Raw genomic sequence first — 18870 nt, 5'->3', positions numbered from 1 at the left:
GGAACTGCGCGAGCAACCACGAACCCACCGAGAGCCGCAAGCGAAGCAGCCCCCCACGGCGAGTGGGCGCCCCCGCACCCGCCCCGCCGCCTGACGTACCGTTCACCACCATGCGCACCCTTCTCGTCACCGGCCCCGGCGGCTCCGGACGTACCACCGTCGCCGCCGCCACCGCGCTCGCCGCGGCGCGAGCGGGCCACCGGACCCTGGTGATCTCCGCCGACCGCGCCGACACCCTCGGCGCGGCGCTCGGCGCCCCGGACGCGCATCCGGGGCCCACCGCCCTGCGCCTGGCCCCCGACGACCGCTTCCGCGACGACCTGCTCGCCCTGCAGGAACGTGCCGCCTCCGCCCTCGACCTGCTCGGCGCCGAGCGGCTCGACGGCGAGGAGCTGACACCGCTGCCCGGCGCCGAGGAGCTGGCCCTGCTGCGCGCCCTGCGCGACGCCGCCCGCGACGACGCGTACGACACCGTGGTCGTCGACCTCCCGGCCACCCCCAGGGCCCTCGCGACCCTCGCCCTGCCCGAGCAGCTCCGCCGCTATCTGCGCAGGCTGCTCCCGCCCGAGCGGCAGGCGGCCCGCGCCCTGCGCCCCATGCTCGGCCGCCTCGCCGGTGTCCCGATGCCCGCCGCCTGGCTGTACGAGACCGCCGCCCGCAGGGAGGACGAACTCGCCGCCGTCCAGCGCGTGATCGAGGCCCCCGCCACCACCGTCCGCCTGGTCGCCGAGCCGGGCCCCGCGGGCGCCGACGCCGTCCGCACCGCCGCCACCGGCCTGGCCCTGCAGGGCCTGCGCACCGACCTCGTCGTCGCCAACCGGATCCTGCCGGACGCGAGCTCCGACACCTGGCTCGCCGGACTCTCCGCCCAGCAGCACAAGACGCTGGACGAGTGGGAGTCGACGTACGACCACGTCCACCGGGTCCCGCACCTCGGCCACGACCCCCGCGGCGCCGACGACCTCGCGGCCCTCGGCCTGACGGCGCCCGCCGCGGCCCCCGCCCCCGCCGCCTGGCCCGTCACCGAGGCCCCCGCCGACGACGGCGGCCACACCTACGTCTGGCACGTCCCGCTCCCCGGCGTCACCCGCGAGGAGCTCGGCCTGATCCGGCGCGGCGACGAACTCGTCGTCACCGCGGGCCCCTACCGCCGCATCGTCACCCTGCCGTCCGCGCTGCGCCGCTGCACCGTCGCGGGGGCCGGGCTGCGCGAGGGCGAGCTGCGGGTGCGGTTCACGCCCGACCCGGATCTGTGGCCGCGCGAGCGGTGAACGCCGTACCTCCATTCGGGTAACGTCGAGTGGCATGAGCGATGGCACCGAGCGCGAAGCCCAGGAACCCCAGGAAAGTCACGCCGACGCCTGGGAGCAGGCGTGCGCCGAGGATCTCGCGGCGGAGAAGGCCCGCCGCCGCGCGCAGTACGGGCCCCCGCCCGGCTCCGCGGCCGAGGAGCTGCGCAAGCTCGTCGACGCCGTGTCGGAGAAGCTCTCAGGGCTGCAGGCGCCGCTGCTCGGCGCGGTCGCGCAGGGCGCCGTCGAGCAGACCATCAAGCAGGTCGCCAGAGAGGCGAAGGCCGTCGTCGAGCCGGTCATCGAGCGCAACCCCGACGTCTTCGACCACCTCGCGGCGGCCGGTTCCGAGCTGCTCGCCGCCTACCGCTCGGCGGTCGAGGGCCAGGAGAACAGGTGGACCCGCGGCGGTCGTACGGGCGACGCCGCGGAGGACGGCGCACCGGACCGGGATCCTCGCGACGGCGGCTCCTCGGCGGGCGAACACATCGATCTGGACTGACCCCCCTCGGGTACGGTGGGCCGTAGCGGGGCTCGATCGAACTGAGGGATTCATGGGACTCACCATCGGCGTCGACATCGGCGGCACCAAGATCGCGGCCGGAGTGGTCGACGAGGACGGCAACATCCTCTCGACCTTCAAGGTGCCGACCCCTGGTACTTCCGAGGCCATCGTCGACGCGATCGCCTCCGCCGTGGCGGGCGCACGGGCCGGGCACGACATCGTCGGCGTCGGCATCGGCGCCGCCGGGTACGTCAACCGGCAGCGCTCCACGGTGTACTTCGCGCCGAACATCGACTGGCGCCAGGAGCCGCTCAAGGAAGAGGTCGAGAAGCGCGTCGGGCTGCCCGTGGTCGTGGAGAACGACGCGAACGCGGCCGCGTGGGGCGAGTACCGCTTCGGCGGCGGCAAGGGCCACCGCAACGTCATCTGCATCACGCTCGGCACCGGCCTCGGCGGCGGCATCATCATCGGCAACAAGCTGCGCCGCGGCCACTTCGGCGTGGCCGCCGAGTTCGGCCACATCCGGATGGTCCCTGACGGCCTGCTCTGCGGCTGCGGCAGCCAGGGCTGCTGGGAGCAGTACGCGTCGGGCCGCGCCCTCGTGAGGTACGCGAAGCAGCGCGCCAACGCCACCCCCGAGAACGCGGAGTACCTGCTCTCGCTGGGCGACGGCACCCCCGAGGGCGTCGAGGGCAAGCACATCTCGATGGCGGCCCGGCAGGGCGACGCCGTCGCGATCGACTCCTACCGCGAGCTGGCCCGCTGGGCGGGCGCGGGCCTCGCCGACCTGGCGTCGCTCTTCGACCCGTCCGCGTTCATCGTCGGCGGCGGCCTCTCGGACGAGGGCGAGCTGGTCCTCGACCCGATCCGCAAGTCCTTCAAGCGCTGGCTCGTCGGCGCCGCCTGGCGCCCCGAGGCCGAGGTCATCGCCGCCCAGCTGGGCAACAAGGCGGGCATGGTCGGCGCGGCGGACCTGGCGCGGGAGCCGGATCCCGTCATGTGACCCCGTGACGGGCGCGCCGCCGATACCGCCGCGCACTCGTCCTCAAACGCCGGACAGGCTGGATACCCTCCGCCTGTCCGGCGTTCGCGTATCTTGATCGCCATGCCGACGAGCCCGACCCCTGCGCTCCCCAACTCGTGCACCGAACCCGACGGTTCGGCCGTCATCCGGGTGCTCAGCTACAACATCCGCTCGATGCGCGACGACACCGCCGCGCTCGCCCGGGTCATCGCCGCCTGCGCCCCCGACCTCGTCCTGGTCCAGGAGGCCCCGCGCTTCTTCCGCTGGCGCAAGAAGCTGGCCCGCCTGGCGCGCGCGGCCGACCTGGTGATCCTCTCCGGCGGCGGCTCCGCGGCCGGGCCCGCGCTGCTCTGCTCGCTGCGCGCCACGGTCGAGCGCACCGAGGACGTCCTGCTCCCGCTCACCCCCGGGCTGCACCGGCGCGGCTTCGCGACCGCCGTCGTCCGCTTCGGCGGCGCCAGGATCGGCGTCCTGAGCTGCCACTTGAGCCTGCAGAGCGACGAGCGGTACGCGCAGGGCGGGATGCTGCTCGACCGGCTCGCCGGGATGGGCGTGGCGCACGCGGTCGCGGGCGGCGACCTCAACGAGCGGCCGGGCGGCCGGACGTTCCGCAGGCTCGCCGCCGGACTCCAGGACTGCTGGACGGCCAGGCCCTGGGGCAGCGAGAACACCTCGACGCCGGACGACCCGCACCAGCGCATCGACGCCATCTTCGCGACCTCCGGCATCGAAGTCCTGGCCTGCGGCGTGCCGTTGGACCTGCCCGGAGTGAGCGCGGCAGACCTGAGGGCGGCCACGGACCACCTCCCGGTCCTGGCCGCCCTCAGGGTCCCGGCCGCTACGGCCGCTGCTTGACCTTGTCGGTGATCGCCCAGCTGTCGAGGTACGAGAGCTGGGTGTACGTCTTCATGTTCTTGCCGTCACCCGAGGTGCGGGTGTCACGGAAGCCCAGGAACGCGTACGTCTCCGGGTCGAAGATGAAGTAGCCGCCGAACGAGGAGCCCTGCCGCGCCGGGTCGTCGTAGGTGATCGCCACCCCCGTACGGCCCTTGGCGTCCTGCTGGCCGGGGACCGCCTTCACCCCGGGGACCATGCCGAGTGCCTCGTACGCGGCAGGGCGCAGCCCCTTCGGCATCACCGGGACCAGCTTCAGCAGACCGGCGAGGCTGAAGTGGATGGTCGACCACTCCTGGTCGGTGATCTCGTCCAGGGAGTCGTTCTTGTCGTTCGGGCCGCTCTTGTGGAGCAGCGAGAGGATCAGCTTCTCCGGGTCGGTCGAGAGCTTCTTCAGGGTGCCCCAGTCCTGCGGGGGCCACATCCCCTCGTTCGCCTTGAGCGGCTCCGACCACCAGCCCTTGCCGATCTCCATGACCCAGGAGCGCTTCGAGCCGTCCACGGAACGCCAGTTCTCGTCGACGTGCCGCTTCACCTCGCCCGTGTCCTTCTCGGTCTCCTTGATGATCTCCTTCGTGTAGATGTACTGGTCGTCGCGCGGGGCCACGGTCTTCTCGTGCTTCCGTTCGTAGGCGGCCGCGCCGTTGAGCACGGCCCTGGCGCTGACGTTGCGCATCGACGGGGCGCTGTTCCCGGGCGGCTTGGCGCGGGCCTCCTCGTCGTCGCCGCTGTTCACCGAGACCAGCACGGTGCCCGCCACGGCGGCCGCGACGGTCCCCGCGACGGCGATGCGCAGCACGGGGCGGCGCCAGACGGGACGTACCGGGGCGGCCGGTTCGTTCATCGCGGCGAACAGGCGCACCCGCGCGCGGTGGCGGGTGTCGTCGTCCAGCGGGGGAGCGCCCGCGTCCCAGTCGCGCAGTTCATCGAGCTCATTCATGGGCGTGTGCCTCCTGGAAAGCTGTCGGATCGGATCCGCCCAGTGCTTCGCGCAATGTGCTGCGAGCCCGGTGCAGCCTCGATCTGACGGTGCCGACGGGCACCCCCAACGCCTGCGCCGCCTCTTCGTAGTTGAGGTCGGCCCAGGCCACCAGCAGGACCACGTCGCGGTGCCGGGCGGAGAGCCCGGCCAGGGCCGCGGCCAGGTCGCCGCGGAGCCCCTCGGCGCCCGCGCGGGCGACCGCGAGGTCGGCGACCGGCTCGTCGTGCGGCACCGGGGCGGGCACCTTGGCCAGCGCCTTGAAACGGCGGGCCTCGGCCCTGCGGTGCCGGCCGATGAGGTTGGTCGCGATGCCGAACAGCCAGGGGCGGGCGTCGGCCCGCGCCAGGTCGTAGCGGTGTCGTTGCTGGAAGGCGGTGGTGAAGGTGTCGGCCATCAGGTCTTCCGCCGCCTCGGGACCGAGCCTGCGGGCCGCGTACCGGTACACGGCGTCGGCATGCCGGTCGTAGAGGGCGGCGAACCGCTCGGGCTCATCCCGGGACCGCTCGATGGACCAGGCGTCGCTCTTGTCACAAGTGCGCTGCCCCGTTCGAAGGGGGACGCCGGGGTCGACGGTCATCGGGGCTCCTTTCGTTCGTCTGAACGCCTCGAAGGCTTGGGCTCGTTCGGTGGTTCACCCCTTCTTCGCCGCTCGGCCCGATCGGGTTCCATCGGGGTGCGCGACATGCGTGGGGCCCGTCCGGAGAGGTTCCGGACGGGCCCCAGAGGCGGTGGGTGGCGGGGGGGTGCGAGGGTGACGTGCGGGCGGGTCTCAGACGACCGCGCCGCGTCCCGGGTCCTCGTCCTCCTCGTCGTCCCCGCTGTTCATCCGCATCACGAGCGTGGCGAAACCGCCCAGGAAGCCGCCGATGCCGAGCGTCGTCAGCCACCACGTCATCTGCCAGCCGAAGAGCACGGCCAGCAGGATGAGCAGCGGGCCGCCGAGCACGCCGAGCCAGGCGAACTTGGCCGTCACGTCGGCGTCGGGCAGCGGCGGCGGCTCGGGCGGCACGAAGTGCCCCTCGTCGTCCGCGTCGAAGTCCTTCTCGGAGGGCTCCGGCGCGGTGTAGTCGCGCGGGCCGCCGATGCCGGGCGCGAAGGAGACGGAGCTGCCGAGCGGTTTGTCACCGCCGGGCTTGTTGTCCGCGACGGGCTCGCCGGAGCCGCTCGCCGGGCCGTTCGTCTCCGTCTCCAGGAGCGCCAGGTCCTCGATGGACTTGAAGGGCTTGGCGCCCGGCGGGTCCGCGGGCTCCTCGCCGTACCCCGCGACGATCGCCCGCCAGGCGGCGTCCTCGTCCAGGGGCACCCCGTCCGCGGGAGCGCCCTCTCCGGGCACCCCGTCCTGGGGCACCTTGCTCTTCTCGGGCTCGCGGCTGTCCTCGCGGTCCGCCTCGTGCTCAGCCACCGGTGGCCGTCCCTTCCTTACCGACGCTGGGGGCGAGCCGGCCGATGAACGCGTAACTCTCCTCGAAGATCCGGTCCGCGTCGTGGTCCAACGTCGCGACGTGGTAGCTCTGTTCCAGCAAGATCTCCTCGACGTCCGTGGAGGAGACGCGGCTGAGGATCCGGGCCGAGTCGGCGGGCGGCACGACGTGGTCGCGCGGGCTGTGCAGCACCACCAGCGGCTGGGTCACCTGCGGCAGCTCGGCGTCGACCACCTGGAAGAAGCGGCGCAGGGAGTGCGCGGCGTGCAGCGGCACCCGGCCGTACCCGATCTCTTCGGAGCCGGGCTTGGCGATGTCGCTCGCGATGCCCTTCGTGCTCGGCACGAGGTGGCGCACGACGGGCAGCGCGTGCGCCGCGAGGCCGTGCACCTTGTTCCCGGGGTTGACCAGGACGAGGCCGCTGATCGCGTCCCCGTGCTTCGCCGCGAGGCGCAGCGCGAGCGCCCCGCCCATGGAGAGCCCGAAGACGAAGACCCGCGCGCACCGGTCGAGCAGCGACCGCAGCTCGCGCTCCACCTCGGCATACCAGTCCTGCCAGCCGGTGACCTGCATGTCCTCCCAGCGTGTGCCGTGTCCGGGCAGCAGCGGCAGCGAGACGGTGAGGCCGCGCTCCGCCAGGTACTCGGCCCAGGGGCGCAGCGACTGCGGGGATCCGGTGAAGCCGTGGCAGAGGAGGACGCCGACCTCGCCGCCTTCGTGGCGGTACGGCTCGGCTCCGGGGAGGACCGGCACTTCGGTCTCCTTCGTGAGAGGTGGGAGTACTTCACCGTACGCGACCGGACTGACACCGACCAGGGTCGTCGGGCCCATTGGCCGTACCCCGGGTTAAGGTCTGATCCACAGAAACAGGAGGCACTCGGTTTGATCTACGGCGCAATGAAGGTTGCCATCGGAGGGCCGCTGAAGCTCGGCTTCAGGCCCTGGGTGGAGGGCCTTGAGAACGTCCCCGCCGAGGGTCCCGCCATTCTGGCGAGCAACCACCTCTCCTTCTCGGACTCCTTCTTCCTTCCCGCGGTCCTCGATCGCAAGGTCACCTTCATCGCCAAGGCGGAGTACTTCACCTCGCCCGGTGTGAAGGGCAGGCTCACCGCGGCCTTCTTCAAGGGCGTGGGCCAGCTCCCCGTGGACCGCTCCGGCGGGCGAGGCGCGGGCGAGGCGGCCATCAAGAGCGGCATCGAGGTCCTGGAGCGCGGCGAGCTCTTCGGCATCTACCCCGAGGGCACGCGGTCGCCCGACGGGCGTCTGTACCGCGGCAAGCCGGGTGGCCTCGCCCGCGTGGCGCTCGCCACCGGCGCGCCCGTGCTCCCCGTCGCGATGATCGACACCGAGAAGATCCAGCCGCCCGGCAAGGTGATGCCCAAGTTGATGCGCCCCGGCATCCGCATCGGCAAGCCGCTCGACTTCACGCGCTACCAGGGCATGGAGCAGGACCGCTTCGTGCTGCGCGCGCTGACGGACGAGGTCATGTACGAGATCATGAAGCTCTCCGGCCAGGAGTACGTCGACATGTACGCGACGGCCGCGAAGCGTCAGATCACCGATGCGGCGAAGGCGGCCAAGGCGGCGGAGAAGGCCGAGGCGGCGGAGAAGGCCGAGGCGGCGGAGAAGGCCGATGACGGGCAGAAGGAACGGACCGGCTCCTAGCCGCGTCCGTTCAGGGGTGGGCACACGGTCGGCGGTGGGGGACATGGCCAAGCGCGAAAAAGTCATGAGGATGTCGGTCGAGCAGCCGCTGTGGCGTGCGCTCACCGCCTACCGCGTCCTGACGATGCTGTACGCGATCGGGCTCTTCGTGGCGGCACACGACAAGCTGGACCGCCCCTGGCTGGCCGTCGCCTACTACGCGGTGCTCGCCCCCTGGACCCTGGCCACCCTGCCCCGCGTCGCGAACGCGGCGAGCTGCACCCGGCGGTTCCTCGTCGCGGACCTGACGGTCGCCCTCGTGGGCATCCTGCTGACGCCGCTCGCCGACTCGCAGCAGCGCATCATGGACGGCGTCCCGACCCTGCCCTCCATATGGACCGCGGGCTCCGTGCTCGCGTTCGCCATCAAGGGCGGCTGGCGCTGGGCGGCCTCGGCGTCCCTGCTGGTGGGCGTCGCCAACGTGGTGCAGCGCGGCGCGTTCAGCCGCGACACCCTGCACAACGTGCTGCTGGTCTGCATCGCCTCCATCGCCATCGGCTACGTGGTGGAGCTGGCCCGCGCCTCCGAGCGCACCCTGGCCCGCGCCCTGGAGATCGAGGCAGCGACCCGCGAGCGTGAGCGGCTCGCCCGCGATATCCACGACAGCGTCCTCCAGGTCCTGGCCATGGTGCAGCGGCGCGGCACCGCCATCGGCGGCGAGGCCGCGGAGCTCGGACGGCTCGCGGGCGAGCAGGAGGTCGCGCTGCGCACCCTGGTCGCCGGGGGCATGGTGCCCGCCTCGCACGCGTCGGAGGACATCTCGCAGGGCGCCGTCGTCCGCGCCGTGGAGGTGCCCGACGACGAGCCGGACGGCGCGGCGCCCTGCGATCTGCGCTCGCTCCTGGTCCCGCACGCGGGGGCGCTGGTCACCCTCTCCGAGCCCGGGGCGCCGGTGCTCCTGGCGCCGGGGGCCGCGAAGGAGCTGGCGGCCGCCGTCGGCGCCGCCCTGGACAACGTCCGCAGGCACGCGGGCGCCGACGCCCGCGCATGGATCCTGGTCGAGGACGAGCCCGACGAGGTGATCGTGACGGTCAGGGACGACGGCCCCGGCATCCCGGAGGGGCGGCTCGCGGAGGCCGAGGGGGAGGGCCGCCTTGGCGTGGCCCTGTCGATCAGGGGGCGGCTGCGGGACATCGGGGGCACGGCAGAGCTGATCTCGGTGCCGGGCCAGGGGACGGAAGTGGAACTGAAAGTGCCGCGCGCAGAGGCGCGGGACGCACGGGGGAAGGCAGGAAAGGCGAGATGAACGAGCAGCAGCAGCGGCAGGAACCGGCCAATGGGGCCACCGGGGCCACGGGTCCCACGGAGAACACGGCGACCGGCCCCGCGACGGACGGGCGGACGGCCGCTCCGATCAAGGTCATGGTCGTCGACGACCACCCCATGTGGCGCGACGCCGTGGCCCGTGACCTCGCCGAGGCGGGGCTCCACGTGGTCGCCACCGCGGGCGACGGCGAGCAGGCGGTCCGCCGCGCGCAGGCCGCCGCCCCCGACGTGCTGGTCCTCGACCTGAACCTGCCGCTGAAGCCGGGCGTGCAGGTCTGCAAGGAGCTCGTCGGCGCCAACCCCGCGCTGCGCGTCCTGGTCCTCTCGGCGAGCGGTGAGCACGCCGATGTCCTGGAGGCGGTCAAGTCCGGCGCCACCGGCTATCTGCTGAAGTCGGCGTCCACCGAGGAGCTGATCGACGCGGTGCGCCGCACGGCCGTCGGCGACGCGGTCTTCACCCCGGGCCTCGCGGGCCTGGTCCTCGGCGAGTACCGCCGCCTGGCCACCGAGCCCGCGACCGGCACCCCCGACGACCCGAAGGCCCCGCAGCTCACCGACCGCGAGACGGAGGTCCTGCGCCTGGTCGCCAAGGGCCTCAGCTACAAGCAGATCGCCGAGCGCCTGGTCATCTCCCACCGCACCGTGCAGAACCACGTCCAGAACACCCTGGGCAAGCTCCAGCTGCACAACAGGGTGGAGCTCGTGCGGTACGCGATCGAGCGCGGCATCGACAAGCCCGACGACGCCTGACCCCTCGTACGAGTGAACGTGCATGATCAACTCCCCAGCGTGGCAAGGGAATTGACTGTTCGTACCGTCCCTGAGTGACCTGGATCACCATTAGCGTGATGCGCATCAGGTCACTGAGGCGAAGGGACTTTTCCATGGGGTCCAAGAAAATCGGCGTACTGACCGGAGGCGGCGACTGCCCCGGGCTCAATGCCGTCATCCGGGGCGTCGTCCGCAAGGGTGTGCAGGAGTACGACTACGACTTCGTCGGCTTCCGGGACGGCTGGCGCGGTCCGCTGGAGGGCGACACCGTCCCGCTCGACATCCCCGCGGTCCGCGGCATCCTGCCGCGCGGCGGCACCATCCTCGGCTCCTCGCGCACCAATCCGCTCAAGGTGGAGAACGGGGTGCGCCGCATCAAGGAGAACCTCGCCAAGTACGAGGTGGACGCCCTCATCGCGATCGGCGGCGAGGACACGCTCGGCGTCGCCGCGCGGCTCACCGACGAGTACGGCGTGCCGGTCGTCGGCGTCCCGAAGACCATCGACAACGACCTCTCCGCCACCGACTACACCTTCGGCTTCGACACCGCGGTCGGCATCGCGACCGAGGCGATCGACCGGCTGCACACCACCGCCGAGTCGCACATGCGCGTCCTCGTCGTCGAGGTCATGGGCCGCCACGCGGGCTGGATCGCCCTGCACTCCGGCCTCGCGGGCGGCGCGAACGTCATCCTCATCCCGGAGCAGCGCTTCGACGTCGACCAGGTCTGCGCCTGGGTGACCTCGCGCTTCAAGGCGTCGTACGCCCCCATCGTCGTCGTCGCGGAAGGCGCGATGCCCAAGGACGGCGAGATGGTCCTCAAGGACGGCACGCAGGACTCCTTCGGGCACGTCAGGCTCTCCGGGGTCGGCGAGTGGCTGGCCAAGGAGATCGAGGGGCGCACCGGCAAGGAGGCGCGCACCACGGTCCTCGGGCACGTCCAGCGCGGTGGCACCCCGAGCGCCTTCGACCGCTGGCTCGCCACACGCTTCGGGCTGCACGCGATCGAGGCCGTGCGGGACGGCGACTTCGGGAAGATGGTGGCCCTCCAGGGCACGGACATCGTCCGCGTCCCGATCGCGCAGGCCACGGCGAAGCTGAAGACGGTGGACCCGGCGCTGTACCAGGAGGTCGGCGTCTTCTTCGGCTGATCGACTTCTGATCGGCTTCTTCGGCTGACCGGCCCCGCAGCCGCAGCACGACGGGACGGCCCCGGCCCCGGCTCCGGGTGCCGTCCCCGGAAGCGGTACATAGACTCACGCCCATGGAGATCCTCGCGTTCGGTGTGCAGTCGGACGAGAAGCCGCTGATCGAGAAGGCCTTCCACGGGCACCACGACGTCCGCTGCCTGGACGTGTTCCTCAACGAGGACACCGCCCCCATCGCCGCCGGGTACGAGATCGTCTCCTCCAGCGTCAACGCCACGCTGAACAACCGCGTCCTGCAGACCCTCGCGGCGGGCGGGACGCAGATGATCGCCCAGCGGTCCACCGGGTTCAACAACATCGACCTGGAGGTCGCCGAGCGCCTCGGCCTGACCGTCGCCCGCGTCTCGTACTACTCGCCCTACTCCGTGGCCGAGTTCGCCTGGACCCTAGCGATGGCCGTCAACCGCCGCATCGTCCGCGCGAGCAACCGCACCCGCGACTTCGACTTCCGCCTCGACGGCCTGATGGGCCGCGACCTGCGGGGCCGCACGGCCGGGGTGCTCGGCACCGGCAAGATCGGCGAGGCGTTCACCCGTATCGCGCACGGCTTCGGCATGCGCCTGCTCGGCTGGGACGTCACCGAGAACCCCGCCTGCACCGAGCTCGGCATGAAGTACGTGGACAAGGCCGAACTCCTCGCTGAGGCCGACCTCATCAGCCTGCACGTGCCGCTGCTCCCGTCCACCCAGCACCTCATCGGCGCCGATGCGCTGCGCACCATGAAGGACGACGCGATCCTGGTGAACTCCAGCCGCGGCGGCCTCATCGACACCGAGGCCCTGGTCGGAGAGTTGCGCGCGGGGCGCTTCACCGGGGTGGGCCTGGACGTGTACGAGGCGGAGGCGGGTCTCTTCTTCCTCGACAAGTCCCTTGAGGTCGTCGAGGACGACACGCTGGCCCGCCTCGTCACCTTCCCGAACGTCGTGGTCACCTCCCACCAGGCGTACTACACCGTGGACGCGGTCGGCCAGATCATCGACACCACGGTGCGCAACGTCCTGGACTATCAGGCGGGCCGCCGCTCCGAGAACGTCCTCGTCCCGGCCCCGGCCAGGAGCTGACCGAGCAGTTCCCGCACGATCCCGGCCCCGCGCAGCGTCAGCACCGACTCCGGGTGGAACTGCACGCCCGCGAAGGAACTCCCGCGCACCGCGTGCACCTCGCCGCTCGCCGCGTCCCTGCTGACCTCGACGTCGTGCGCGGCCAGCTCCACCGCCGCCTCGTCGTCGCAGCGCGCCACGAAGCTGTTGTAGAACCCGACGGTCTCGGCCCGCCCGAACAGGTCGATGCCCGTCTGCGCGCCCTGGTACGGCACCTCCTTGCGCACGATCTCCAGGCCGAGCTCCGCCGCGATCAGCTCGTGCCCGAGGCAGACGCCGAGCACGCCGTGCTGATGGCTGCCGATCACCTCCGCCGCCAGGGCGCGCAGGAACCGCATCTTCGGGTCGGCGAGGTCGGACGGGTCGCCGGGGCCGGGGCCGAGCACCACGGGCCCCTCGTGCGCGAGCACGGCCTCCCGCAGCCCCTCCTCGTCGTACCGCCGCACCGACACCTGAAGGCCGCAGGAGCGCAGGACGTGCGCGAGCATCGCCGTGAACGTGTCCTCGCCGTCCACGACGAGCGCGTGTCCGGTCAGCTCGCCCGTGCGCTCCTGCATCCGCAGCCAGAACGGCGCGAGGGCCGCGCGCCGCCCGTCCAGCGCCGCCCGCACCCGGGGATCGTCGGCGAGGGCGGGCCGCGCCTCCTCGTTGCGGGGGCGCCCGGGGCGCACGCCGAGGGCGGCCAGCACGCCCGCCGCCTTCGCATGCGTCTCGGCGACCTCGCTCATCGGGTCGGAGCCGCGCACCAGGGTGGCGCCCACCGGCACCCGCAGCCGCCCGGCCGCGGAGATGTCGGCGGTACGGATGAGGATGGGGGAGTCCAGTGTCTGCGCGCCGCCCGCGTCCCTGCCGATGAGCGCGAGGGCGCCCGCGTAGTAGCCCCGGCCCACACCGTCCCGCCCGAGGGGCTCGTAGCGCTCGATGACGCGGCAGGCGTTCTGCACGGGCGACCCGGTGACGGTCGCCGCGAACATCGTCTCCTTCAGGACGTCCCGCACGTCCAGCGACGACTTGCCCCGCAACTCGTACTCGGTGTGCGCGAGATGGGCCATCTCCTTCAGCCGCGGCCCGATCACCACACCGCCCATGTCGCCGACCGTGCACATCATCTTGAGCTCCTCGTCGACGACCATCGACAGCTCCTCGATCTCCTTGCCGTCGGCGAGGAAGGCGAGCAGGTCGTCGGGGGTGGGCCCGTCGGCCGGGTAGCGGTAGGTTCCGCTGATCGGGTTCATGACGACGGTCCCGCCGGACATCCGCACATGCACCTCGGGGCTGGCCCCGACGAGCGTCCGGTCCCCGGTGTGCACGACGTACGTCCAGTACGCGCCCCGCTCGCCCACGAGCAGCCGCCGGAAGAGCGCGAGGGCGTCGGCCCTGGTGAACCCCGGGATCTCACCCTCGTACGTACGACGGATGACGAAGTTGGCGCCCTCGCCCCGGCCGATCTCCTCGCGCAGGACCCGCCCCACGATGTCCGCGTACGCCGCGTCGTCCACGTCGAAGGCCCCGCCCTCGACCCGCACGTCGTGCGCGGGCAGCGCCGCAAGGGCATCGGCGAGCGGCAGTTCGTACCGCTCCTCGGGGGTCAGCACGGTCAGCGGTGTGCCGTCGTCGCGGACGTCGAAGCCGCGCTCCCTGATCTGCCGGAAGGGCACCAGGGCCAGACCTTCGGGGATGTCCGCGAGCCGCTCGTACGTTCCGGTGGGGCCGGTCAGGACCTCGACCGTGTCGTGGTCGTGGCCCGGCGTGCGGCGGCGCAGCAGGGCGAAGGGGCGATCGTCGGACAGGAGGTCTGTCAGCTGCTGTGTCGGCTGCTGTGTTGGCTGCATGGGCTGTTCCTTCTCACTCGGAGAGGAACGGCCCGCTCCCGGCGAAGTCCGGAAAACACTGAAGGCCGCCCCTCGGGCGGCCTTCGCGAGTCTGTGTGCGCGCAGAGTCAGTGGGCCGCCGGATGAGCGGGCCACCACCAGTTCTGAATCGTCGTCTGCGTACGCATGTCCGGCACCCTAGCGCATCGGTCACTCCGTGGTGTCTCCTCCGTCTCACTTGGTGAGCGGGTGGATGGACGGGGCGCATCACCCCGTAGTGTTGACGAGGTGACCGTGAACGCTAAGACCACCGCTTCCAGTGGCAACACCTGGCGAAACCTGCCCGCGGCGCAGCAGCCCGAGTACCCCGATGCCGAGGCTCTGCGCGATGTGATCGCGGACCTCGAGTCGTATCCGCCGCTCGTCTTCGCGGGCGAGTGCGACCAGCTGCGCGCCCGACTGGCCTCTGTCGCCAAGGGAGAGGCGTTCCTCCTCCAGGGCGGCGACTGTGCCGAGGCCTTCGACGCCGTGTCCGCCGATCACATCCGGAACAAGCTGAAGACGCTGCTCCAGATGGGCGCCGTCCTCACGTACGCGGCCTCTGTGCCCGTCGTGAAGGTGGGCCGCATCGCGGGGCAGTACTCGAAGCCGCGTTCCAAGGGCACCGAGACCCGCGACGGCGTGACGCTCCCGACCTACCGGGGCGACTCCGTCAACGGCTTCGACTTCAACGAGAAGGCCCGGATCCCGGACCCCGAGCGCCTGAAGCGGATGTACAACGCGTCCGCCTCCACGCTCAACCTGGTGCGCGCCTTCACCACCGGTGGGTACGCCGACCTGCGCCAGGTGCACGCCTGGAACCAGGACTTCGTGAAGTCGTCCCCCTCCGGCCAGCGGTACGAGCAGCTGGCCCGCGAGATCGACAACGCGCTGAACTTCATGCGGGCCTGCGGCACCGACCCGGAGGAGTTCAAGACCGTCGAGTTCTACGCCTCGCACGAGGCGCTGCTCCTCGACTACGAATCGGCGCTGACCCGCACCGACTCCCGCACCGGCCGTCTGTACGACACCTCGGGCCACATGGTCTGGATCGGTGAGCGCACCCGTCAACTGGACCACGCGCACATCGAGTTCGCGGCCCAGGTGCGCAACCCCATCGGCGTCAAGCTCGGCCCGACCACGACGGCCGAGGAGGCGCTGCAGTACATCGAGCGCCTCGACCCCGACCGCGAGCCCGGCAGGCTGACCTTCATCGTCCGCATGGGCGCCGACAAGGTCCGCGACAAGCTGCCCGAGCTCGTCGAGAAGGTCACCGCATCCGGCGCGACCGTCGCCTGGATCACCGACCCGATGCACGGCAACACCTACGAGGCGGCATCGGGCCACAAGACCCGCCGCTTCGACGACGTGCTCGACGAGGTCAAGGGCTTCTTCGAGGTCCACAAGGCCCTCGGCACCCACCCGGGCGGCATCCACGTCGAGCTCACCGGTGACGACGTCACCGAGTGCGTGGGCGGCGGCGACGAGATCTTCGTCGACGACCTGCACCAGCGCTACGAGACGGCCTGCGACCCGCGGCTCAACCGCAGCCAGTCGCTGGACCTGGCGTTCCTGGTGGCGGAGATGTACCGCGACCAGTAGTTCTCTTCCGTACGTACGCGTGGGGCGCGGATCCGTGTGATCCGCGCCCCACCGGCGTATCCGGGGCTTTTGCGTGCAGGAAGTCGCGGGTAAGGTTAGGTTAGCCTCACCGATCAATCGGGGCGGCGCTACCGATGAGTCCTGCCCGGGAGGTGAACCGCGTGTACGTCTGCAACTGCTTCGGGGTCACCGAGGCGCAGGTGAAGAAGCACGCGGCGGACGGTGCCTGCACCCCCCGCCAGATAGCGTCGGCCTGCAAGGCGGGCACGGACTGCGGTTCGTGCGTGCGCCGCATCCAGGCGCTGCTCGGCCGGGGCGCATGCCCCCGCCGCGACCTCGTGGACCAGGGAGAACCGGCGCTCACCGGCTTGGACACCAGCCTGAACCCCGCCCTGGACGAGGCCGCTTAGCCCTCCGGCTGCTCGATGAGCTGCGCGATGTAGAGCGCCTCACCCAGCTTCTCGACGAGCTCGAGCTGAGTGTCGAGATAGTCGATGTGGTGCTCCTCGTCCTCGAGGATCGACTCGAAGATATTCGCGGATGTGATGTCGCCCTTGGCGCGCATCACCTCGATCCCGCGCCGCAGGCGGTCGATCGCCTCCACCTCGACCTGACGGTCGGCCTGGAACATCTCCGTGACCGTCTGGCCCACGCGCACATGGAAGAGCCGCTGATAATTGGGCAGGCCGTCGAGGAACAGGATCCGGTCGGTCAGCACCTCCGCGTGCTTCATCTCGTCGAACGACTCGGACCGGGTGTACTTCGCGAGCTTCGTCCAGCCGAAGTTTTCCTGCATCTTGGCGTGGAGAAAGTACTGGTTGATCGCCGTGAGTTCGGCGGTCAGCTGCTCGTTGAGAAATTCAATGACCTCGGGGTCGCCCTGCATCGCAGAGGCTCCTTCCACGGGGGTGACTGGGCAGGTAGCGCGCATCCTTGCACCGGTGTTCGGAGGGCGTCCAGTAAGTGCACGCTTAGTAGGAGTTGCCCCGATCGGTGCCGCCCGCGCTCCGGCTGGTCACGTCCACCGCCCCGGGTCTGTCAGGATGGAGCCATGGGTCAGCCGGCGGAACGCGCATCTCGACAGGCAGCGGAGCCGGAGCTTCCGCCGGGTCAGCGGCTGCAGCGCGGCTGGCCGGTCACGCACTACGGCCCGGTGCCGAAGTTCCGGCCCGAGCGCTGGGAGTTCAGGGTTTTCGGGGCCACGGCGGACGGCGAGAAGCACTGCTGGTCGCACGACGAGTTCTCCGCCCTGCCGTACGACTCCGTGGTCGCCGATCTGCACTGCGTGACGAAGTTCAGCATGCTGGGCGCCGAGTGGGGCGGGCTCCCGGCCCGGACGCTCCTGGAGATCGTGCCGCCCGCGGCCAATGCCACGCATGTGATGGTCTGGGCTGAGTACGGCTTCAGCTCGAACATGCGGATGGCGGACTTCGCCTCTGACCGCTCGATTCTCGCCACGCACAAGGGCGGCGAACTGCTCACAGCGGAGCACGGTTTCCCGCTGCGGCTCGTGGTCCCGCATCTGTACGCGTGGAAGGGCCCCAAGTGGGTCCGCGGCGTCGAGTACATGACCGCCGACCGCCGCGGCTTCTGGGAGGAGCGCGGCTACCACAACCTCGGCGACCCCTGGCGCGAGCAGCGCTACTCGTACCAGGAAGAGCCCGGGGACGGCCCCGAGCTCTAGGGCTCTGGTCCTGCATGACGCCGTCCCGGCCCGTCAGTGGTGGTACTGGTGCACCACGGCGTGGCCCTTGCCGCGGCCGATCATCCACTTGTTCACCGGTGTGGTGATCACGAACGCGGCGGCCAGGGCGATGGCCAGGACCCACCAGAACATCGCGTCCGCCAGGTGCGCGTCCATGGCGCCGGGCCAGAGCGCGATCACGCCGTTGTCGATCAGCTCCATGACGGCGATGGACAGGGTGTCCGCGGCGAGCGCGACCCGGAACGCCGTCTTGAAATCGACCCCGGCCTTCAGGATGCCGCGCAGCGTCAGGGCGTAGCCGAAGGCGAAGGCAAGCACGATCGCGAGCACCATCGTCGGCATGTTCCCCCAGCCGAGCGCGGTGCCGATGATCATGCCGAGCACCTCGCCGATGGCGCAGCCGGTGAGGCAGTGGAGGGTGGCCTGCGCCGCCATGCGCCAGCTGACCCTGCCGTCGCCGCCGTGGCTGTGGCCGTGGTGCTGGTGGTGCGTGTGCCCGGCGTGCGCGTCGTGCTGCATGAGGTGCCCCCAACGTCGGATAGCGGTTCCTGCCGTCTGGCGAGAACCGTATACCCCCCAGGGGTATTCCTCAAGGAACTTCGAGGGCGGCTAGACGCTCCTCAGCTCCTTCAGGCGTGCCACGTCCGCCGCATGTCCTTCCTTGCCGCCGGGCGTCTCGATGATCAGCGGCACACCCTCCGTGGCGGGGTGGAGCATCAGCTCGCGGAAGGGCTCCTCGCCGATGTGGCCGGTGCCGATGTTCTCGTGGCGGTCCTTGTGGGCGCCGACGACGTCCTTGGAGTCATTGGCGTGCACGAGCTTCAGACGGCCCTCGCCGACCGTGTCCACGAGGAGGTCCAGGGTCTGCTTCATGCCGCTCGGGCCCGTCAGGTCGTGGCCCGCCGCGAAGATGTGGCAGGTGTCCAGGCAGATCCCGAGCTTGGGGTGGGAGTCCAGCGCCTCGAAGTACGGGCCGAAGTCCCAGGTGCGGGAGCAGAGCGAGGAGCCCTGGCCCGCCGTCGACTCCAGGAGCAGGAACGGGTCGTCGTCGTGCGTCAGCTCGTCGAGGAGCGGCAGCATGCGGTCGCGCACCTGGTCCAGGGCGACGGCGCGCTCCCGGCCGCCGGTCGCGGAGCCGGTGTGCACGACGACGCCGAGGGCGCCGATCTCGCGCGCCCGGCGCAGCGAGTGGCGCAGGGAGTCCACGGACTTGTCGACGGTCGCCTCGGTGTGCGAGCCGAAGTTGATGAGGTACGGCGCGTGGACGTACGCGGGGATCCGCTCGGCGGCGCAGGCCGCGCGGAACTCCTCGTCCTGCTTCGGGTTGCCGGGCGGGGTCGCCCAGCCGCGCGGGTTGGCGACGAAGACCTGGACGGTCTCCGCGCCGAGCTCACGGGCGTACGAGAGGCCGACGGAGGCGAGTCCGCCGGCCACCGGGACATGGCCGCCGACGGGGTTGCGGGACGTTGCGCTGGGGGACTTGTTGCTGCTCACGCCGTCAAGGGTGGCACGCGCCCGGGGAGGCCCCCGCAGGGGTCCCCGGGCGAGG

General features: G+C 71.4%; 20 protein-coding genes. 12 read left to right on the top strand and 8 right to left on the bottom strand.

Features of this window, described 5'->3' with window-relative positions; translation table 11 throughout:
* Nucleotides 1-110: 110 nt before the first annotated feature.
* From AC068B_RS00650 to AC068B_RS00635, 4 genes are all read left to right on the top strand, one after another.
* Entirely contained in the window at nt 111-1271 is a 1161-nt protein-coding gene (locus tag AC068B_RS00650; RefSeq protein ID WP_478668064.1) for an ArsA family ATPase, read from the top strand.
* A 34-nt stretch (nt 1272-1305) separates the two neighbouring features.
* Nucleotides 1306-1791: a DUF5304 domain-containing protein gene (locus AC068B_RS00645; protein WP_478668062.1), complete on the top strand. Its 486-nt coding sequence runs from the start codon at nt 1306-1308 to the stop codon at nt 1789-1791.
* Nucleotides 1792-1843: 52 nt separating this feature from the next.
* Nucleotides 1844-2797: an ROK family glucokinase gene (locus AC068B_RS00640; protein ID WP_468560081.1), complete on the top strand. Its 954-nt coding sequence runs from the start codon at nt 1844-1846 to the stop codon at nt 2795-2797.
* A 102-nt stretch (nt 2798-2899) separates the two neighbouring features.
* The gene (locus tag AC068B_RS00635) at nt 2900-3673 is read left to right on the top strand and encodes an endonuclease/exonuclease/phosphatase family protein (RefSeq protein ID WP_478668061.1); all 774 of its coding nucleotides are present in this window, start codon (nt 2900-2902) and stop codon (nt 3671-3673) included.
* Here the strand turns inward: AC068B_RS00635 and AC068B_RS00630 are convergent.
* The 4 genes from AC068B_RS00630 to AC068B_RS00615 all read right to left on the bottom strand — a co-directional run bounded on the left by AC068B_RS00630 (nt 3657) and on the right by AC068B_RS00615 (nt 6868).
* Entirely contained in the window at nt 3657-4652 is a 996-nt protein-coding gene (locus AC068B_RS00630; protein WP_478668060.1) for a CU044_5270 family protein, read from the bottom strand. The genes AC068B_RS00635 and AC068B_RS00630 overlap by 17 nt on opposite strands.
* Nucleotides 4645-5271, bottom strand: a complete 627-nt coding sequence (locus tag AC068B_RS00625) for an RNA polymerase sigma factor (protein ID WP_478668058.1) — start codon at nt 5269-5271, stop codon at nt 4645-4647. Before AC068B_RS00625 ends, AC068B_RS00630 begins: the two co-directional genes overlap by 8 nt.
* Nucleotides 5272-5463: 192 nt before the next feature.
* Nucleotides 5464-6096, bottom strand: a complete 633-nt coding sequence (locus tag AC068B_RS00620) for a hypothetical protein (protein WP_478668057.1) — start codon at nt 6094-6096, stop codon at nt 5464-5466.
* Nucleotides 6089-6868, bottom strand: coding sequence for an alpha/beta hydrolase (locus AC068B_RS00615; protein ID WP_478668056.1), 780 nt, complete (start codon nt 6866-6868; stop codon nt 6089-6091). The genes AC068B_RS00620 and AC068B_RS00615 overlap by 8 nt, the downstream gene beginning before the upstream one ends.
* A gap of 132 nt (nt 6869-7000) precedes the next feature.
* On the opposite strand from AC068B_RS00615, the gene AC068B_RS00610 reads away from it, so the two are divergent.
* The 5 genes from AC068B_RS00610 to AC068B_RS00590 all read left to right on the top strand — a co-directional run bounded on the left by AC068B_RS00610 (nt 7001) and on the right by AC068B_RS00590 (nt 12125).
* Nucleotides 7001-7780 carry a lysophospholipid acyltransferase family protein gene (locus tag AC068B_RS00610; protein ID WP_478669191.1) on the top strand — a complete coding sequence of 260 codons (780 nt, stop codon included), beginning with the start codon at nt 7001-7003 and terminating at the stop codon, nt 7778-7780.
* A 43-nt stretch (nt 7781-7823) separates the two neighbouring features.
* Nucleotides 7824-9065, top strand: coding sequence for a MacS family sensor histidine kinase (macS, locus tag AC068B_RS00605; protein ID WP_478668054.1), 1242 nt, complete (start codon nt 7824-7826; stop codon nt 9063-9065).
* 116 nt (nt 9066-9181) lie between these two features.
* Complete coding sequence (locus AC068B_RS00600) at nt 9182-9835, top strand: response regulator (protein ID WP_478669190.1); 654 nt, start codon at nt 9182-9184, stop codon at nt 9833-9835.
* A 134-nt stretch (nt 9836-9969) separates the two neighbouring features.
* Nucleotides 9970-11007 carry a 6-phosphofructokinase gene (locus tag AC068B_RS00595; protein ID WP_356267929.1) on the top strand — a complete coding sequence of 346 codons (1038 nt, stop codon included), beginning with the start codon at nt 9970-9972 and terminating at the stop codon, nt 11005-11007.
* Nucleotides 11008-11120: 113 nt separating this feature from the next.
* Entirely contained in the window at nt 11121-12125 is a 1005-nt protein-coding gene (locus AC068B_RS00590) for a 2-hydroxyacid dehydrogenase (protein ID WP_478668053.1), read from the top strand.
* Here the strand turns inward: AC068B_RS00590 and AC068B_RS00585 are convergent.
* Nucleotides 12071-13996, bottom strand: a complete 1926-nt coding sequence (locus AC068B_RS00585; protein ID WP_478668051.1) for an anthranilate synthase family protein — start codon at nt 13994-13996, stop codon at nt 12071-12073. The genes AC068B_RS00590 and AC068B_RS00585 overlap by 55 nt on opposite strands.
* A 267-nt stretch (nt 13997-14263) precedes the next feature.
* Here AC068B_RS00585 and AC068B_RS00580 point away from each other — a divergent pair, with 267 nt between their 5' ends.
* Both AC068B_RS00580 and AC068B_RS00575 read left to right on the top strand, forming a co-directional pair.
* A complete protein-coding gene (locus AC068B_RS00580) occupies nt 14264-15616 on the top strand; it encodes a class II 3-deoxy-7-phosphoheptulonate synthase (RefSeq protein WP_356267934.1) in 1353 nt (450 codons plus the stop codon).
* 134 nt (nt 15617-15750) lie between these two features.
* Complete coding sequence (locus AC068B_RS00575; protein ID WP_478668050.1) at nt 15751-16026, top strand: (2Fe-2S)-binding protein; 276 nt, start codon at nt 15751-15753, stop codon at nt 16024-16026.
* Here AC068B_RS00575 and bfr read toward each other — a convergent pair.
* Nucleotides 16023-16502, bottom strand: coding sequence for a bacterioferritin (gene bfr, locus AC068B_RS00570; protein WP_055568502.1), 480 nt, complete (start codon nt 16500-16502; stop codon nt 16023-16025). The two genes, AC068B_RS00575 and bfr, sit on opposite strands and share 4 nt — an antisense overlap.
* A gap of 165 nt (nt 16503-16667) precedes the next feature.
* Between bfr and AC068B_RS00565 the strand changes: the two genes are divergently transcribed.
* A complete protein-coding gene (locus tag AC068B_RS00565) occupies nt 16668-17300 on the top strand; it encodes a sulfite oxidase-like oxidoreductase (protein ID WP_356267936.1) in 633 nt (210 codons plus the stop codon).
* Nucleotides 17301-17333: 33 nt separating this feature from the next.
* Here the strand turns inward: AC068B_RS00565 and AC068B_RS00560 are convergent, their stop codons facing one another.
* Both AC068B_RS00560 and AC068B_RS00555 read right to left on the bottom strand, forming a co-directional pair.
* Nucleotides 17334-17840 carry a DUF4396 domain-containing protein gene (locus tag AC068B_RS00560; protein ID WP_478668048.1) on the bottom strand — a complete coding sequence of 169 codons (507 nt, stop codon included), beginning with the start codon at nt 17838-17840 and terminating at the stop codon, nt 17334-17336.
* A gap of 90 nt (nt 17841-17930) precedes the next feature.
* On the bottom strand, nt 17931-18815 hold the full coding sequence (locus AC068B_RS00555; protein ID WP_478668046.1) for a deoxyribonuclease IV: 885 nt from the start codon (nt 18813-18815) through the stop codon (nt 17931-17933).
* Nucleotides 18816-18870 lie beyond the last annotated feature (55 nt).

This window comes from Streptomyces sp. NPDC042371 (assembly GCF_056437465.1).
This window is presented reverse-complemented; position numbering and strand designations above follow the sequence as displayed.

Excerpts from the sequence above, each read along its gene's own strand:
- AC068B_RS00585 (WP_478668051.1), bottom strand. The coding sequence starts at position 13,996 with ATGCAGCCAACACAGCAGCCGACACAGCAGCTGACAGACCTCCTGTCC.
- AC068B_RS00600 (WP_478669190.1), top strand. The coding sequence starts at position 9,182 with ATGGTCGTCGACGACCACCCCATGTGGCGCGACGCCGTGGCCCGTGAC.
- bfr (WP_055568502.1), bottom strand. The coding sequence starts at position 16,502 with ATGCAGGGCGACCCCGAGGTCATTGAATTTCTCAACGAGCAGCTGACC.
- AC068B_RS00630 (WP_478668060.1), bottom strand. The coding sequence starts at position 4,652 with ATGAATGAGCTCGATGAACTGCGCGACTGGGACGCGGGCGCTCCCCCG.
- AC068B_RS00560 (WP_478668048.1), bottom strand. The coding sequence starts at position 17,840 with ATGCAGCACGACGCGCACGCCGGGCACACGCACCACCAGCACCACGGC.
- AC068B_RS00590 (WP_478668053.1), top strand. The coding sequence starts at position 11,121 with ATGGAGATCCTCGCGTTCGGTGTGCAGTCGGACGAGAAGCCGCTGATC.
- AC068B_RS00635 (WP_478668061.1), top strand. The coding sequence starts at position 2,900 with ATGCCGACGAGCCCGACCCCTGCGCTCCCCAACTCGTGCACCGAACCC.
- AC068B_RS00565 (WP_356267936.1), top strand. The coding sequence starts at position 16,668 with ATGGGTCAGCCGGCGGAACGCGCATCTCGACAGGCAGCGGAGCCGGAG.
- AC068B_RS00625 (WP_478668058.1), bottom strand. The coding sequence starts at position 5,271 with ATGACCGTCGACCCCGGCGTCCCCCTTCGAACGGGGCAGCGCACTTGT.
- macS (WP_478668054.1), top strand. The coding sequence starts at position 7,824 with ATGGCCAAGCGCGAAAAAGTCATGAGGATGTCGGTCGAGCAGCCGCTG.
- AC068B_RS00650 (WP_478668064.1), top strand. The coding sequence starts at position 111 with ATGCGCACCCTTCTCGTCACCGGCCCCGGCGGCTCCGGACGTACCACC.
- AC068B_RS00640 (WP_468560081.1), top strand. The coding sequence starts at position 1,844 with ATGGGACTCACCATCGGCGTCGACATCGGCGGCACCAAGATCGCGGCC.
- AC068B_RS00645 (WP_478668062.1), top strand. The coding sequence starts at position 1,306 with ATGAGCGATGGCACCGAGCGCGAAGCCCAGGAACCCCAGGAAAGTCAC.
- AC068B_RS00595 (WP_356267929.1), top strand. The coding sequence starts at position 9,970 with ATGGGGTCCAAGAAAATCGGCGTACTGACCGGAGGCGGCGACTGCCCC.
- AC068B_RS00575 (WP_478668050.1), top strand. The coding sequence starts at position 15,751 with ATGAGTCCTGCCCGGGAGGTGAACCGCGTGTACGTCTGCAACTGCTTC.